This window comes from Streptomyces sp. AA4 (assembly GCF_000158875.1).
Lineage (GTDB): Bacteria > Actinomycetota > Actinomycetes > Mycobacteriales > Pseudonocardiaceae > Amycolatopsis.
This window is the reverse complement of sequence record NZ_GG657746.1, coordinates 7179280-7194754: the sequence shown is the minus strand read 5'-3', so window position 1 is coordinate 7194754 and position 15475 is coordinate 7179280. Positions and strand designations below refer to the sequence as shown.

Here is a 15475-nt window from a genome sequence, read left to right as displayed (position 1 = left end):
CGAGTCCACCCCGGTTCACTCTCCTGCCGCACGCGCGCGGACCGGACTGGCCCGCCGGATGCCGTACGGCTGCATCCGCGTCTCGGCCCGCCGCACGTCCCAAGCCGCGCCGACCGAGGTGTAGCTGGTGAGTGCCGCGAGGAAAGCCGTGCGCGCCTCGTCGAGACGGCGGTACTCGGCGAGCAGGATCGCGGCGTCCTCGCTGGCCCGGGCGTGTTTGAGCATCCGCCCGGCGGACTCGTAGTGCGTGGCCGCGCCGAGGATCGCGTCCGGATCCGCGGTGACCAGGCCCCGGCAGTGCGCGGTCGCCGCGGTGTGCGACGGCGGAGTGTCGTATCCGCTGGTGTCGCCCATCAGCCGCAGCGCCCGGAACGCGTGCGGCTGGTCGCCGAGCTGCATGGCGAGCCGGGCGAGGTCGGGCAGCCATTGCTGGCGCGCCGCGGGCGGGTAGTTCTGGTCCAGCAGCGGGAGAAGCGCGGCGAGAGCGGCGTCCGGATCGCCTTCCAGCTCGGCGAGTTGGGCGCGCGCGGCGAGGAGGTAATCGCCGCCGTTCGGTTCGAGACCGTGCGGGAACTGGTGCCGGGCCGCCGCGTCGAGATGCGCGCGCGCCTCGTCCGGCTCGTCCCGGTGACTCGCGATCAGCGCGCCGACCCCGTGCACCAGCAACGCCGAACCCGGGCTGCGCAACACATACGACGCGGTTTCCGCGCCGCCCCGGATCACCGTGTCGAGTTCGGCGAGCGCCTCGCCCCAGCGGCCGCGCCAGTAGTAGTGCACCGCGCCGGCCAGGTGCATTTCCCCCGGCACCGCCCGGGTCGCGGCCAGCCGGCGCGCGGTGCTCAGGTCCGCGTCGTTGTCGAGTCCGTCCAGCACGCCGAGTTCGGACAGATCCGGGGCGGCCGCTTGATGGTCTACGGCGAAGCGTTCGATGGTCGCGCGCAGGGTTTCGTGCCGCCCGCGCCACATCTCCGGCACCTTCGGATCGGCCAGCGTGCGGCGGACTTCCGCGGATGCTTCGGCGAATTCGCCGCGGCGGTAATAGATGTAGGCGAGGATCCAGCGCATTTCCGCCGCCTGCCTGCTGTCCTTGGTGCGCGCGACGACCGACCGCGCCTCCGCTTCCGGTTCCCGGCCGAGCCAGAACAGCAACCGGGCGAGCGTGGCGGTGAGCGGTTCGCGCGCCTCGGCGGGCAGCACGGCCTGTTTGACCACCTGTTTCAGCAGGTCGACCGCGATCCGCGGCGACTGCGCGGCGACCGTGCCGATGTGCTCGACCAGCCAGTTCGCCATCCACGGGTCCACCTGCGCGGGCGCGGCGGCCAGTTGCTCGGCGACGCGTTCCGCGCCCGCACCCGCTCCGTCGAGCGCTTCGGCCAGCTGCCGGTGCAACGCGACGCGCATCGCGGCCGGCGTCTTTTCGTACAACACGCGGCGCAGCAACGGATGCCGGAACGCGAGCAGATCGCCGGACTCGACCAGCACGCCCGCGGTGAGCGCTTCCTCGACGGCGGCGACCAGGGCGGTCGGCGCGCGTTCGGTGGCGATCGCGATGTCGGCGAGCGAGAATTCCTTGCCCAGCAAGGCCGCCCAGCGCAACAGGTCGCGCGCCGAGCTGGAGAGGAAGATCAGGTACAGCGTGATCCGCGAGCCGAGCGGCGACGGGATCGAGCGGCAGGAGTTGCCGTCGACGATCGCGTGCGCGCCGTCGAGCAGGATCATCGAATTGGCCAGCAGAGTCTCGACGATTTCCGTGGCGTAGCGCGGGTTTCCGGCGGCGTGGCCGAGCAGGACCGAGAACATCCGGTTCGGCGGCGCGCCGGTGAGTCCGGCGGCGATCTTCCGGATGTCGTGGTCCGGCAACGGATCCAGGCACAGCAGCGAGGTCGTGCCGGACGACAGGTCCGCGGCCAGCGCTTCGAGCGCGGCCGAGCGGGGGAGCGGACGGCTCGCGCCGACGAGCAGGAGCGGCAGCCGCCGGGTCTCGCGAGCGAGGTGCTGCCACACCCGCAGCGTGGTTTCGTCCGCCCACTGCAGATCGTCGACCACGAGCGCGAGCGGTCCGTCCGCGCAGAGCTGCCGAACCAGCCCGAGAATGCCCTGAACCGGGTCCAGCTCCGGGTTCTCGGCGAGCGCCACTGCCAGTTCCGCGCGGCGCAGGTCCGAGGCGCGCGGGTGCACCCCGAGCGCGTCCAGCAGCGGTCGCAGCGCGAAGCCCTGGTCAAGCGAATCCGCGGCGGCGAACAGGGCGGGATAGCCGGTTTCGTGTGCCAGCGCGACGGTTTCGGCCAGCAGCGCGGTCCGGCCGATGCCCGGTTCGCCCTTGACCCACACGGAACGGCCGAGGCCGCCGCCGAGACCGGCGACGGCCTCGCGGAGCAACTGCAGCTCGTTTTCCCGTCCGACAAACGTCGCCGGACGCGGCGGCAGCACCGGCAGCGGGAAGCGGGGGACCTTCGCGGCTGGCGCGGGCGCGGACGAATCCTCGGTGGCCAGCAGCTTCTCGTACAGCTCTCGCAACGCTGGCCCCGGCTCGGTGCCGGAGGCTTCGACCAGCCGCTCGCGCAGTTCGGTGTAAACGGTGAGAGCCTCGTGACGGCGGCCCGCGCTGTCGAGCGCTCGCATGAGCAGACCGTGCAGCGGCTCGCGGAACGGATGCGCCGCGGCGAGTTCGCCGAGCTGCGTGACGAGCCCAGCGGACTCGCCCGAGTCGATCGCCAACTCGGCCCGGCGTTCGACGGTCGCCAGCCGGAGTTCCTCCAGCCGCACCCGCTGCGCGGTGGCGTAATGCCCGGAGAGACAGTGCAGCGGCGTGCCGTCCCATTCCGCGAGAGCCTCGTCGAGCACGCTCCGCGCCTCGGCCCGGCGTCCCTCGGCGAGCAGCCGGTTGCCGAGGTCGCGCAGCGCGCTGAACCGGTGGACGTCGATCTGCTCCGGTTCGATGCAGAGCGAGTAGCCGGAGCCGGTCGAGGCGATCAGCTGCGATTCGGCGCCTTTGCGGCGGCCCGGTTCGAGGACGCGGCGCAGCCCGGAGATGTAGGTGTAGATGCTCCCTTGCGCGCTGGCCGGGGGCGCGTCGCCCCACACCGCGTCGATGAGCACTTCGCGGGAGACGGTGCGGTTCGCCGAAAACGCGAGCACCGCGAAGACTGTGCGCCGATGAGCGGAACCGAGGTCGAGCTGCCGGTCGCCGAGCCAGGCTCGCACCGGTCCGAGCAGCTGGATTTCCGGCGCCGGGACGCCGCCGGATGCCGACATCGGTCTCCCTTCACGCGCTGACGGATCGTCACACGCCGGATGCCACTGGTGAGCTTACGCCGAAAAGGTGACGTGACGGGACTGCCCCAGGTTGCTTTTGCCTGTCTTGTCCAGCGAATTGTCCGGTAGACAGAAACCACGGGGAGGCCCGCCGGTGAACGCCGGGCAAACCGGCCGGGCGGTCCGGCAGGCACACCTGCCGTGACAAAGGGGCATCGGCCGCGTGCTCCGGTTTCCGGACCGGAATCCCTGCGGCAGCCTCGACGAGGAACCCGCGCGCTCGATTCGCGGCTTCGGCGCGGCGAGGGGGAGGAGGAGGCGTGGACCCGGTTCCGGCGGGGGCGAGGTTCGCGGCGGCGATCGACGCGGCGAACGCCTGTTTCGGCACGGTGAACAGCGAAATGGCGGCGCTGCAGGCATCGTGGCGCGGCGAGGCGGCGGTGCGGTTCGGCCAGGCGATGAACGATTGGGAGCAGCAGTTCGATCGCATTCTGGCAAGTCTGGCAGATCTCGTGGACGTCGCGCGCGCTGCGGCCGCGTCCAGCACCGTAAAGTGCTCAAATGAGCGCGTGCGGTGCGCCGATCACCCATGACCGGCGATCCAGGCTTCGAACAGGCCGCCGAGGTGCTGTCCCGGATCCGCCGCACGACCGGCGACCTCGGTGCGGTGCTCGCCGAACTGGAGTCCGAGGTGGAGCCAGAGGTGGCCGGCTGGCCCGTCGCCGCGCGAGCCCGGTACCGGGAGGCCAAACGCGAATGGGCCACCGCGCTCGACCGGATGCCCGAATGCCTCGACCGGGCCGCGCAAGCCTTCCGCGAGATCTCCGCCCCAGACCCGAAAAGAGACAGCTGAGCAGGGAAAACCCCGGTTTTCTTCACCGGCCTTCACGCGCGCGCCAGAAAACGTGAAGTCTCGCCCGACACACTGCGTCCAGGCAATGTGGAGGGGTAGTCATGAAGCTCGTCAAGGTCGCAGTGCTCGCGTCGGACCCGATCACCCGGGCCGGCGCCGCGAGCCTGCTGGGTTCGCGTCCGGAGCTGGTCCTGCTCGGCCAGGAGGCGGCGAGCCAGGCGGACGTGGTCCTCGTGATGGAGGAGCACGTGACCGACCGGGTGCTGTCGCAGGTGCGGGACCTCGGCAGGCAGTCCGAGCAGCTGACCGGACCGCATCTGGTGATCGTGGTCGACCATTTCCGCGAAAGCGACCTGATGACGGCGGTCGAATGCGGGGTCGTCGCGATCCTGCCGCGCCGCGAAACTGGTGGCAGCGAGCTGGTCTCGGCAGTGCTGGCCGCCGGAGACGGCACGGCGACGCTCCCGCCGCGGCTGCAGGGCGCGCTGCTCGCGCAGGTGCAGCGAATGCGCCGCGATGTGCTGGAACCGAACGGCCTCACGCTGTCCGGCCTGGCGTCGCGCGAATGCGACGTGCTGCGGCTGGTCGCCGAAGGTTATGGCACCGAGGAGATCGCGACGAAGCTCTGTTATTCGGAGCGGACGGTCAAGAACGTGCTGTACGGCCTGATGACCCGGTGCGGTCTGAACAACCGCGCGCACGCCGTGGCCTATGCCTTGCGGGCCGGTGCGATCTAATGTGCTGACCATGGCGCAGACGGCGGTAGAGATCGCTCGCGGAGTGCGGGCCGGAGAGCTGGACCCGGTCCAGGTGACCGAGGAAGCCCTCGCCCGGATCGCCGCGGCGGACGGCGTCGTCGGCGCCTTCCGCCGAGTGCGCTTCGCCGAGGCCCGAGCCGAAGCCGCCGAAGTCGCGGCGCGCCCGGACCTGGCTTCGCTGCCGCTGGCCGGCGTGCCCGTCGCGGTCAAAGATGTCACCGAGGTCGCCGGGGAATACCAGGGCTGGGGCTCGGAAGCCGGACCTCGCACGGTGGCGGACTCCGACGGCCTGATCGCCACCCGATTGCGCGCGGCGGGCGCGGTCATCGTCGGCCTGACCCGCGTGCCGGAGCTGTGCATCTTCCCGGCCAGCGACGACCCAGGCGGGATCGCCCGCAACCCGCGCGAGCCGTCCTTCACCGCAGGCGGCTCTTCGGGCGGCAGCGCCGCCGCGGTAGCCGCGGGTCTGGTCCCCATCGCCCACGGCACCGACGGCCTGGGCTCTATCCGGCTGCCTGCCGGAATGTGCGGAATCGTCGGCCTGAAACCGGGCCGGGACGTCGTCCGCGAAGAGGCCCCGGGTTGGTTCGGCCTCTCCACTCACGGCCCCCTGACCACGACGGTCGCCGACGCCGCCCTCCTGATGTCCGTCCTGGCCGACCGCCCGGAATGGGCCACGCTGGCGACTCCGGCTTCCTTGCGGGTCGCGACCTCCACCCAGGTCCCGTTCACCCGCGCCCCGCTGCCGCGCCCACTCCGCGCCGCCGTCGACCAAGCCGGGAACCTTCTCCGCAGCGCGGGCCACACCGTCGCTTCCGCGACCCCCGCCTACCCGATCCGCGCCCTAGGCGGCCTGCTCGCCCGCTGGTTCGCCGGTCCGGCCGAGCAGGCTGTGGGTTCTTTCGACCTGTCGCGCCTGCAACCCCGCACTCGCACGCACGTCCGCCTAGGCCGCCTGACGTCGCGCCTGGTCAACGACCGAGCCCGTGACGAATGGCAAGCGATCGCGGCGCAGTTCTTCGAGTCCCATGATGTGCTGGTGACCCCGACGCTGGCCACGCTGCCGCTGCAAGCCCGCCGCTGGCACCGAAAATCCTGGCTGGCCAACGCGATCCCGTCGACCAGGGTGGCCGGGTTCACCGGCCCGTGGAACCTGGCCGGATACCCCGCGCTGTCGATCCCGGTGACGCGGCATCCCGTGCATGACCTGGCGATGTGCGTGCAGTTGGTGGCCCGCCCCGGCGGAGAGCCGCTGCTGCTGGGATTGGCGGCGGAGTTGGAATCAGCCAACCCCTGGCCGCGGACGGTTTAGGGACGCACTGCCTGAATGCCGTGAAGGGCTCCTTGAGGGAATCAGATTCCCTCAAGGAGCCCTTCACGGACTTGATCTCCAGGCACCCCCGGCTCTGCGTGCCGGTGGGTTAGCTGCTCGGCTTGCCCGCCGTCTGCGGCTGGGACTTCGCGCCGTTCCCCGTAGAACCGTTCCCGTTCTTCGCGCCGTTCCCCGACGAGCTTTCCGACCCGCCGTTAGCCGACGAGCCATTCCCGGCCGGAGCCTTCGCGGCCGAACCGTTCCCAGTCTTAGGCGACGGCGACGGCGCGGCCTTCGTCTCGACCGGTGCGGGCGAGGGGTCCGGCTTGGCCGGGTCGTCGCCGCCGACGAGCTTTGAGGCCGCAGGAAGCACCGATTCCGACGGCAGGGCCGTCAGCAGACCTTCGCTCCGGCCGAGGACCTCGTCCGCCAGCGCCAGGTTCTTGCGGGCCTGTTCGCGGATCTCGGCGAGCCGCTCGACCTTGCGCGTCGCCGCGGTCGTGCGCTGGGCCGCCTGCGTGGTCGCCTCGTCCAGCCGGCGCTTGGCCTCCGCCGTCGCCTCCTCGACGCGGCGGGTGGCTTCCGCGGTGGCTTCCGCGATGCGGCGCTCGGCCTGGTTCTTGCTGGCCGTGCGCTGGTCGGCGATCATCTTTTCGTGCGCGGTGCGCTCGGCGGTGATCTTCGCGTCGAAATCGCGCTCGATCTTGCGGCGCTTGCGCTCGGCTTCGTTGTCGAGGAGTTCCCGGCGCTGCGCCGCCTCGACCGTCAGCCGCTGCACTTCGGCGCGGGTTTCCTTCAGCGCGGCCTCGTGCTCCGAGTGCAGCGCTTCGGCCTGCTTGTCCAGCTCCTCGACCAAGCGGCGGTACCGCTCGCGCAGCTTCGTGGACGCCTCGGTCGACGACGCCCAGTGCTTCTCGGCCGCCACCTCCGCGCGCTTGGTGATCTCCTCGGCCCGCGCCTGCGCCAGCATGACGGTGCGCTGCATCCGCTCGTCCAGGTCCTCGAGCCGCTCCGGCGGCTTCATCAGTTCCTCTACGCGGGCCTGCAGCTTCGCCGTCTCGCCGCGCGCCGCTTCGAGTTCCCGCGACAGCGTGGCGACCTGAGTCGCCGCCGCGTCGCGGTCGGTGATCAGCCGGTGCAGCTGGGCCTCGAGGTGGTCGAGGTACTGCCGCACCTCGGTGCGGTCGAAGCCGCGCCAGGCTTCGGTGTACTCGCGCCGCAGCGGGAGGAGGCCGTTGTCTCGCTCGGGAACCATGCCCACGACCGTACCCGCGCACCTGGCGTGCGTGCCGCCAGGAGTGGCGAATCACCGCCCCGGGTCGGTTCTTCGCGATGATCTCGCCTGAACGGCCTCACCCGCCGCGCGAACCGTCACTACCAGTGGAAGCCGCGCGACAGCCGGGCCAGCGCCATCGCCGCGCGGGACAGGTGTTTCTCGCCCCGCCCGATCTTCAGTTTTCCGCTGCCGCCCGCCGCCGCGGAATCCGGGAAGATCCGGAAACCCTGGTACGCGATCGCGTCGGTCAGCCCCGGCGCGAGCGTGTAGGTCAGCCCGATCGCCTGGCCCGCCGGGGTGCCGATGTGCTTCGGCCGCCGGACCAGCGCTTTCAGCACCATGTCCGCCGCCTGCTCCGGCGATTTCGTCGGGAACGCGTCGTAGATCTTCGTCGGCCGGATCATCGGCGTGCGCACGAGCGGCATGTGGATGGTGGTGAAGGTGATGCCGTCGCCGTGCGTTTCGGTCGCCGCGATCCGGGAGAAGTAGTCCAGCGCGGCCTTCGACGCGGCATAGGCGGAGAACCGCGGCGCGATTCCCTGCACGCCGATCGAGGACACGTTCACGATGTGCCCGAATTTCCGCTCCGACATGTGCGGGAGGACCGCCAGGATCAGCCGCACCGCGCCGAAGTAGTTGATCGCCATCGCGCGCTCGTAGTCGTGCATCCGGTCGTACGACAGCTTGATCGAGCGCCGGATCGACCTTCCGGCGTTGTTCACGAGCATGTCGATCCGGCCGTGCTCGGCGAGCATCGCGTCCACGGCCTTGCGCACCGAATCCTCGTCGGTGAGGTCCGCCGGGTACACCGACGCGGTGCCGCCCGCCGCGATGATCTCGTCGCGCACTTCTTCCAGTTCGTGCTGCCGCCGCGCGACCAGCAGCGGCACCCCGCCCGCCGCGGCGACCTTCAGCGCGGTGGCCCGTCCGATGCCCGACGACGCGCCGGTGATGATCACCCGGCGGCCGTCCAGTTCGCCGCGCGGACCGTGCTTGCGCGCGCGGAACGGGTCGAGGTGTTCGCGCCAGTAGCGCCACAGCGTCGGGGCGTACTCCTCGAGCTGCGGCACCTCCACACCGCTTCCGGCCAGTGCCTTCCGCGTTTCCGCGGACGCGAACACCGACGGGAAAGCCATCGTCTCCAGCAGCACCGGCGGAATGCCGAGCCGCTCCAGCACCGCGTCGCGGGCGATGGTGAACCCGGGGATGTGCTCGCTGAGCTTGACCAGCCCGACGATTCCCTTCGACACCTTGTCGCCGAGCTGCACGGTGATCGTCGGCGCCCCGGCGGCGCGGGCGAACGCGTTGTAGACCGACACCACCGGCTGCGGTTCCGGGTTCACGAGGTGGAATGCGCGGCCGTCGAGACCGGGCGTGGTGACCAGTTCGAGCAGGGCCTTCGCGACGTAGTCGACCGGAACCACGTTGGTGTCGCCCAGATCCGGGCCCGCGGACGGGAGGTCGGGCAGCCCGGCGAGCCTGCTGATCGCGGGGAAGAGGTAGTACGGGCCGTCGATCTTGTCCATCTCGCCGGTCTGCGAATCGCCGACCACGACCGCGGGCCGGTACACCCGCCACGGCACCTCGTGCTGTTCCCGGACGAGCTTCTCGGCCTCGAATTTGGTGCGGTGGTACGGCGTGATCAGCCGCTGGCCCACGTCGAACATGTCCTCGGTGAACAGTCCTTCGTGGTCGCCGGCGACGGCGACCGACGAGACGTGGTGCAGGCACCCGGCGTTCAGGTTCGCGGCGAGGTCGAGGACGTTCTGCGTGCCCTCCACATTGGCCCGGATGCTGGTTTCGTCGTCGGCGGTGAGGTCGTAGAGCGCGGCGAGGTGGATGACGTGGTCGACGCCGCGCAGCGCCTCCCGGTCCGCTTCGGACACCCCCATCAGCGGTTCGCCGAGGTCACCGGGCACGAGTGTCACGCGGTCCGGATGCGGCCATCCGTCGACGAGCGCGGCCAGCTTCTCCCGCGACGACGCGCGCACCACGAGCGCGACCCGTTCCACGTCCGGCCGGGTGAGCAGCTGCCGGGTGACCTGGCGTCCGATCAACCCGGTCGCGCCTGTCACCAAGAACGTCGCCATCTCCATCACCCTCCGCCGTGCCGCCGCCTGGACCCATGGGCATTCTGCTGCATGGACGCCGCGCTGACCACAACGCGGCAGGGTGAGGTTACTCGCAAGTAACTTAGTGTCGGAACGGGGTTCCCCAGGTGGCGGCGGATTTCCGCGAGCGCCGGGCCGTTCAGAAACCGCGCGAACGGACCCCTCGCGCGGCTTCAGCGGGGCATGAGGGGACCCTTCACTCCGGGTCCGCGATCACCACGCGGTTCTCCTCGTACCCGTCGCTCCCGCCGATCCAGCGCCCTCCGCAGGTCACCAGGACCACCCGGTGCGGCCCGGCCTGCCCGAAGAGATCGTCGGCGCGGCCCGGCAGGTCGTTCTTGTGCACAGTGACCAGCTGGGAAATCCGGTACCGGCTCGTTTTGCCCGCGCGGTCCACGATCGTCACCACGCCGCCGATGCGCTCGTTCCACAGTTCCGAGAACGGCCCGGTCGCCCCGCGCCAGTTCACGTGGCCCGCGAACACGCTCGCGCCGCTGACCGCTTCCAGATCCGCGCCCCACCACGCCGCCTGCCCGATGTCCGACGGCACCGGAAGCGTGTTGCCCGGCCCGAGGTCCTGGCGCACCATCGCCGCGGTCCCGCCGCCCGGCAGCCGGATCGTGCCCGGCGCCTGCGGTCCCGGTTCCGGAGCTTGCCGATGCTCCGCGGGCGCGGCGGGCGGCGGAGCGGCCGCCGAACTGCTGGGCGGCGGTGCCGCACTGCTCGACGACGGCGGTGCCGCGGGAGCCAGCTGCTGCGGGGAAGCGGCCGGAACGGCGGCGGTGGCCGGGGACGCGCTCCCGGCCACCACCGTCGTCGGCGGCGAACTGATCACGACGGTCGCGAGTTCCACTGCCAGCACGCTTGCCGCGCCGAGCACGAACCCGCCGACCAGCCGTCCTTTTCCGCTCATTGCCCTTGCTGCTTTCGATTACCGCCGGGCCGACCGCCGAGCGGCGAACCCGACCAGCGCCGAACCGACGAGCGCCAGCGCCGCGAGACCCGCGATGCCGCCGGTGGAGAAGCTCGTCTCGACAGTGCCCTTGGCCATCGTCACCGGCAGGTCGCCGGCGGGAATCGCGTGCGGCACTTCGTTCGGCGTGTTGGCCACTGTCAGCGCGAGGGTTCCGCCCGGCGTCAGCGAGCCGCACGCGGCGGGCGGGTTGTTCGGGTCGAACGCGTTGGTGTAGCCCGGCGGCGCGTTCACCTCGACCACGCAGACTTCCTGCGGGGCCAGCAGATTCTCGACGGTCGCCGTCCCGTTGTCCCCGCTGGTGGTGACCACGGCGGGCTGCCCGTCGGGCCCGGTGAGCGGCTTGCCGTCCTGACCGGTGGCGGCGGTCTTGCGGTCCTTGCCGGTGACCCGCAGCGTCGCGCCGCCGATGCCCTTGCCGGTCTTGGCATCGGTCTTGGTGACCTGCACCTTGCCCGGCTTCGCCACGGCGACGACGCCCTGCGCGGTCAGTTGCTGTTCCCCGCCGGTGCCGACGACGCTCTGGATCCCGTCCTTGGTGTTGACCGGGTTCTGCACCTTCGGCTTGTCCGCGGGCGCGGACAGCGAGGCGACGAGCTTCGGCTGGTCGCCAGTAGGCGTGACCTTCACCGTGACCGTGCCGCTCGCGTCGGTCTTCAACGTCGCGTCCTTCGCCGCGGCCTGGGGCGCGGAGTTGCCGGACGAAGAGTCCGAAGCCTTCTCGGCGTCGGCCTGCTTGTCCGCTTGGCCGACGGTCCCGTCGGTGGCGGTCAGCTTCACCGGAACGTCCGGGATGCCCTTGCCCTGGGAGTTCTTCACCGTGACCGTCCAGGTCGCGGGCTGGCCGAGGTGCTGATCGCCCTTCGGTGCGGTGACCGACGCGGTCCACGGGCCGCGGTTCGCCTCGGCCTCGGCCTTCATCTTGGCCACGTCGTTCTTGGCGGCCGCGCTGAGAGCGTCGAAGTACTTCTGCTCCGGATAGGCGGCCTTCTCCGGGGGCGTGCCGAAGTTCGTGTCGCCGGGCGTGTGCGTCTTGGCAGTCCACGAGTGCAGCAGGTGGGCCAGCGCGGCGGCCTCGTCGTTGTTGGAGGTGTTGCCGTAGCGCAACAGCAGGTACGAGATGTTGCCTGCGATGTCGGGCTCCAGCGGCTCGCCCCACTTCGTCAGCAGTTCGTCGCCCGGCTGGTAGGCCTCGTCGCTGCCCGGCGCCTTCAGATGGAACCGGACGCAGAAGACGTCTTTGCCGCCCACCTTGTACGAGCCGAGCCAGTCCTCGTAATTGGTGCCGCCCTCGTTGTGGACGATCGGCAGGCCAGCGCCCTTGACCGGGTCCGCGGCGGCCGAGGCGATCCCCGGCGTGGTTACGGAGAGTGCGCCGAGCAGTGCGGTCGCGACCAGCCCGGTGGCCGCGCGCCAGCGAGCGCGCGGGCGTGAGATCCACCCCATGGTGTGTTGGCTCCTTCGACGTGCCTGGCCGACGCCGAAACGACGTCTTCGCAGTTCACCTGATCGAACAACTCCCCGACACGCGTTCGGTCACTTCCCGGACACGCGATGTGAAGGTTCGCGGGTCACCATGGGAGTTGTCTAGAGACCATCGGGTGACCTGCGGTGAACGGTCGTGACCTTTATCGCCTACGGTGGCCGTAACGGGGGCCGCCCCACCCGTGCGGGTGATGAGTAAAATCGGCTTTACCCGAACGGGAACCAGCGAGCCGCCGCGGTCGTTGAACCCGATGCAAGGTGCCATAAAGTCCAGGAGGACAGGTGCGTTCCAGCAGCAACCCGGCGTTCCGCAATCTCCCGCGCGGCGCGGCCGCGACCGGGCAGTACGGGCCGAACGTCGGCTTCGACCAGCCCTACGGCCAGCCGCAGGGGCAAGGCGGCGTCCCGGGTTACGGCCCCGGCCAGACGGGCACCGCCTCCGCCGACCGTCCGATGACGGTCGACGACGTCGTGATCAAGACCGGCATGTCGCTCGGCGTCGCGCTCGTCGTCGGCGTGCTCACCGCGATCTGGGCGCAGTCCCAGCTCGTGCGCGACTCCCTCGGCAGGCTCGCGCCGAGCGGTCCGCTCCTCGGCGCGCTGATCGGCGGGCTCGTGGTGGGCCTCGTCGTGTCGCTCGTGATCATCTTCAAGCACAAGCCGAGCGGTCCGCTCACGCTCGTCTACTCCGGAGCCGAGGGCCTGTTCCTCGGTGCGCTCAGCGGGTTGTTCGAGGTGTTCCTGCCGGGCATCGCCCTGCAGGCGCTCATCGGCACCGCCGGCGTGTTCGTCGCGATGCTGGTCGTCTACAAGACCGGCGCGGTGAAGGTCACGCCGAAGCTGACCAAGTGGATCGTCGGCGCGGTCGCCGGCGCGGCCATCCTGATGCTGGTCAACCTGATCACCGCGGTGTTCTTCGGCTTCAACCCGCTGCGCGACGGCGGCCCGATCGCCATCGTCTTCAGCCTGGTGGTCATCGGCATCGCCGCGTTCAGCTTCCTGCTCGACTTCGACCAGGCCGACCAGATGATCCGCGCCGGCATGCCGTCGAAGTGGGCCTGGTACGCCGCGTTCGGCCTGATGACCACGCTGGTGTGGCTGTACCTCGAGATCCTGCGTTTGCTGTCTTACCTGCGCGACTAGCTTCTCGCGCAGGTTTCCCGGGAAGGGGCGCTCCGCGTTGCGCGGAGCGCCTTTTCTGTTTTTCTGTCCCGAACCTCTGCGAGCCCCGGCGGCCGTCGTGTTGGATGTGCCCGGTCGGAATCTTCTTTTCGGGTCTGCGAGGCACTACGTGAGCGTTCCGCCGCACGGGCACGGACCGCGGCCGGGCTACGGACAGCCCGGCCCGTCGCCGTACCAGCAGCACTACGGGCCGGGCGGGATGCCGCCCCAGCAGAGTCCGAAGCGCGGCTTCCCGACCCGGATCGTGGTGCTGGTCGCCGTCGCGGTGGTGGTCGTGGCGGCGGGGGTCGCGATCGGCTTCTTCGCGTTCGGCAACTCGACCAGCAACACCCACGCGAACGACTGCATGCACATCGAGAAGTCCGGCTCGACCACGTCGACGAGGACCGTCGACTGCGCGGACCCCGGCGCGAACGTCAAGGTCGCGGTCAGCCGCGCCAGCCGGAGCGGAACCTGCCCGCGCGGGGACTACTACCGCTACCTCACCGGCGGCAAGAACCGCCGTGTCCTCTGCCTCATTCCCAACGTGCAGCAAGGGGATTGCCTGGCCGGACTCCAGACGGCCACGACGACGTACCAGAAGGTCGCGTGCACGGATCCGCAGAAGAACGCGGAAATCGTCAAGCTGGTGCCCGGTGCGAAGGACCGTTCGGTGTGCGAGGGCAGCGGTTCGACCACCGCCCGCTGGTACTCCGATCCCGAGGAAGCCATCTGCATCAAGAGCTGACGGGGCGGTACAAAGAGGCCGTCCGGACGCCCGGTTTCGGCCGTTCGTCGCACTCCGTGAGACAGGCTGCGTCCAGGGCTCACGGGGACCTAACGTGGACCGCCGCCCGCCGCCGGGCGGGTCCCGTTAATCCCCGACACCCCCAGGAGACGTGGTGGCGACCACCGATTCCCCTGTCGACGAGCGAAAACTGCTCGATTTCCCGACCTCCTGCGAGGCTCCGGCACCGAAACCGGAAGAGCCGGTCAAGGTGGTCCCGCTGGCCGTCGCGGCGGTGCTCGCGGTCGGGCTGACCGCCTACGTCTGGGCCGCGCACGGCGCGAAATTCGGGGTCCTGCTCGTGCTGGGGCTGCTGCTCGGCCTCGCCCTTTTCCACTCCCGCTTCGGGTTCACGTCCGCCTGGCGGCAGCTGATCGCCGTCGGCAACGGCCAGGGCCTTCGCGCGCACACCCTCCTGCTCGGCACGGCCGCGACGCTCATCGCCCTGATCTGCGGCACCGGCGCGGGTCTGTTCGGCAGCAAACCGCTGCCGGTGGCGAACGTCGGGCCGATCGGGCTCGCGTTGTTCGTCGGGGCCACGCTGTTCGCGATCGGCATGCAACTCGGCGGCGCGTGCGCGTCCGGAACGCTCTTCGCGGTCGGGGCCGGGCAGTCGACGATCGTGCTGACCCTCGGCGGGTTCATCGCCGGTTCGGTCCTCTACACCTGGGGCTACCCGCTTTTCACCGGCTGGCCGCAGGTTTCCGGCTTCCTGCTGTCGGACCACGTCGGCTGGTTCGGTTCGTGGGCGATCACGATCGCGGTGCTCGCCGCGATCGTCCTCGCGACCCGCGTGGTGCAGAAGCGCCGCGTGCCGCCGCCGGTCGACACCGTGCCGACCGCGCGCGGATTCGCCCGGATCTTCCGCGGCTCCTGGCCGATCCTCGTCGGCGCGGTCGTGCTCGGCGTGCTGGCCGGCGCGGTGTACCTGGTTTCCGGCGGCATCTGGGGCGTCACGAGCGCGTTCAGCCTGTGGGGCGCGAAAATTCTCCAGGTGTTCGGCCTGCACCCGGAGCAGTGGGAGTTCTGGCGGCTGAAGGCGAACGCGGCGTCGCTGTCCAAGCCGATCTGGCAGGACAAGACCAGCCTCACCGACATCGGCATCATGATCGGCGCGTTCGTGGCCGCGGCGGCCGCGGGCGCGTGGAAGATCCACAGCTCGATCCCGTGGCGCACCGCCGTCGCCGCGGTTCTCGGCGGAATCCTCATGGGAATCGGCGCGCGGCTGGCGAACGGCTGCAACATCGGCGCGTACCTGGGCGGCATTTCCGTCGGCAGCCTGCACGGCTGGCTGTGGGGCGCGTTCGCGCTTTTCGGCACCTGGATCGGGCTGAAACTGCGGCCGTTGTTCGGTTTGGGCAACCCCGTGCGCACGGACAGTATCTGCTGAGCCGGTGGGGACTTTTCCCAGGTCAGCAGGGATGAGAAAAGTCCCCACGTTTTCCTCCGGAAGCGAAACGGACTACGTCCCCGCTTGCCGCTCGGCTAGTCTGGAGCGCGCGCA

At 70.5% G+C, this 15475-nt stretch carries 12 protein-coding genes; 7 read left to right on the top strand and 5 right to left on the bottom strand.

Translation table 11 applies throughout. The annotated features are described in order from the left end of the window. Positions 1–15: 15 nt before the first annotated feature. The gene (locus SSMG_RS32700) at positions 16–3255 is read right to left on the bottom strand and encodes a BTAD domain-containing putative transcriptional regulator (protein ID WP_009083210.1); all 3240 of its coding nucleotides are present in this window, start codon (positions 3253–3255) and stop codon (positions 16–18) included. Positions 3256–3575: 320 nt separating this feature from the next. On the opposite strand from SSMG_RS32700, the gene SSMG_RS32695 reads away from it, so the two are divergent. The 4 genes from SSMG_RS32695 (at position 3576) to SSMG_RS32680 (ending at position 6178) form a co-directional block, all read left to right on the top strand. Further along, positions 3576–3848: a WXG100 family type VII secretion target gene (locus tag SSMG_RS32695; protein WP_009083209.1), complete on the top strand. Its 273-nt coding sequence runs from the start codon at positions 3576–3578 to the stop codon at positions 3846–3848. Continuing rightward, positions 3845–4108 carry a WXG100 family type VII secretion target gene (locus SSMG_RS32690; protein ID WP_037715613.1) on the top strand — a complete coding sequence of 88 codons (264 nt, stop codon included), beginning with the start codon at positions 3845–3847 and terminating at the stop codon, positions 4106–4108. The genes SSMG_RS32695 and SSMG_RS32690 overlap by 4 nt, the downstream gene beginning before the upstream one ends. A 101-nt stretch (positions 4109–4209) precedes the next feature. Further along, the gene (locus SSMG_RS32685; RefSeq protein ID WP_037715612.1) at positions 4210–4845 is read left to right on the top strand and encodes a LuxR family transcriptional regulator; all 636 of its coding nucleotides are present in this window, start codon (positions 4210–4212) and stop codon (positions 4843–4845) included. A gap of 10 nt (positions 4846–4855) precedes the next feature. Beyond that, positions 4856–6178, top strand: a complete 1323-nt coding sequence (locus SSMG_RS32680; RefSeq protein ID WP_037718369.1) for an amidase family protein — start codon at positions 4856–4858, stop codon at positions 6176–6178. Between the two features lie 109 nt (positions 6179–6287). On the opposite strand, the gene SSMG_RS32675 is transcribed toward SSMG_RS32680, so the two are convergent. The 4 genes from SSMG_RS32675 to SSMG_RS32660 form a co-directional block, all read right to left on the bottom strand. Beyond that, positions 6288–7433 (bottom strand): cell division protein DivIVA, encoded by a 1146-nt coding sequence (locus SSMG_RS32675; protein ID WP_037715609.1) that lies wholly within the window; start codon positions 7431–7433, stop codon positions 6288–6290. A 119-nt stretch (positions 7434–7552) separates the two neighbouring features. Beyond that, entirely contained in the window at positions 7553–9544 is a 1992-nt protein-coding gene (locus SSMG_RS32670; protein ID WP_037718367.1) for an SDR family oxidoreductase, read from the bottom strand. A 217-nt stretch (positions 9545–9761) separates the two neighbouring features. Next, positions 9762–10478, bottom strand: a complete 717-nt coding sequence (locus SSMG_RS32665; RefSeq protein ID WP_037715607.1) for a class F sortase — start codon at positions 10476–10478, stop codon at positions 9762–9764. 18 nt (positions 10479–10496) lie between these two features. Next, entirely contained in the window at positions 10497–11984 is a 1488-nt protein-coding gene (locus SSMG_RS32660) for a collagen binding domain-containing protein (RefSeq protein ID WP_009083197.1), read from the bottom strand. A 321-nt stretch (positions 11985–12305) separates the two neighbouring features. Here SSMG_RS32660 and SSMG_RS32655 point away from each other — a divergent pair, with 321 nt between their 5' ends. The 3 genes from SSMG_RS32655 to SSMG_RS32645 all read left to right on the top strand — a co-directional run bounded on the left by SSMG_RS32655 (position 12306) and on the right by SSMG_RS32645 (position 15361). Beyond that, on the top strand, positions 12306–13166 hold the full coding sequence (locus SSMG_RS32655) for a Bax inhibitor-1/YccA family protein (RefSeq protein ID WP_009083196.1): 861 nt from the start codon (positions 12306–12308) through the stop codon (positions 13164–13166). Between the two features lie 148 nt (positions 13167–13314). After that, positions 13315–13932: a hypothetical protein gene (locus tag SSMG_RS32650; protein WP_100266954.1), complete on the top strand. Its 618-nt coding sequence runs from the start codon at positions 13315–13317 to the stop codon at positions 13930–13932. Positions 13933–14122: 190 nt separating this feature from the next. Further along, positions 14123–15361, top strand: coding sequence for a YeeE/YedE family protein (locus SSMG_RS32645; RefSeq protein WP_286157088.1), 1239 nt, complete (start codon positions 14123–14125; stop codon positions 15359–15361). The last annotated feature ends 114 nt before the right edge of the window (positions 15362–15475 follow it).

Excerpts from the sequence above, each read along its gene's own strand:
- SSMG_RS32700 (WP_009083210.1), bottom strand. The coding sequence starts at position 3,255 with ATGTCGGCATCCGGCGGCGTCCCGGCGCCGGAAATCCAGCTGCTCGGA.
- SSMG_RS32690 (WP_037715613.1), top strand. The coding sequence starts at position 3,845 with ATGACCGGCGATCCAGGCTTCGAACAGGCCGCCGAGGTGCTGTCCCGG.
- SSMG_RS32685 (WP_037715612.1), top strand. The coding sequence starts at position 4,210 with ATGAAGCTCGTCAAGGTCGCAGTGCTCGCGTCGGACCCGATCACCCGG.
- SSMG_RS32680 (WP_037718369.1), top strand. The coding sequence starts at position 4,856 with ATGGCGCAGACGGCGGTAGAGATCGCTCGCGGAGTGCGGGCCGGAGAG.
- SSMG_RS32675 (WP_037715609.1), bottom strand. The coding sequence starts at position 7,433 with ATGGTTCCCGAGCGAGACAACGGCCTCCTCCCGCTGCGGCGCGAGTAC.
- SSMG_RS32670 (WP_037718367.1), bottom strand. The coding sequence starts at position 9,544 with ATGGCGACGTTCTTGGTGACAGGCGCGACCGGGTTGATCGGACGCCAG.
- SSMG_RS32665 (WP_037715607.1), bottom strand. The coding sequence starts at position 10,478 with ATGAGCGGAAAAGGACGGCTGGTCGGCGGGTTCGTGCTCGGCGCGGCA.
- SSMG_RS32660 (WP_009083197.1), bottom strand. The coding sequence starts at position 11,984 with ATGGGGTGGATCTCACGCCCGCGCGCTCGCTGGCGCGCGGCCACCGGG.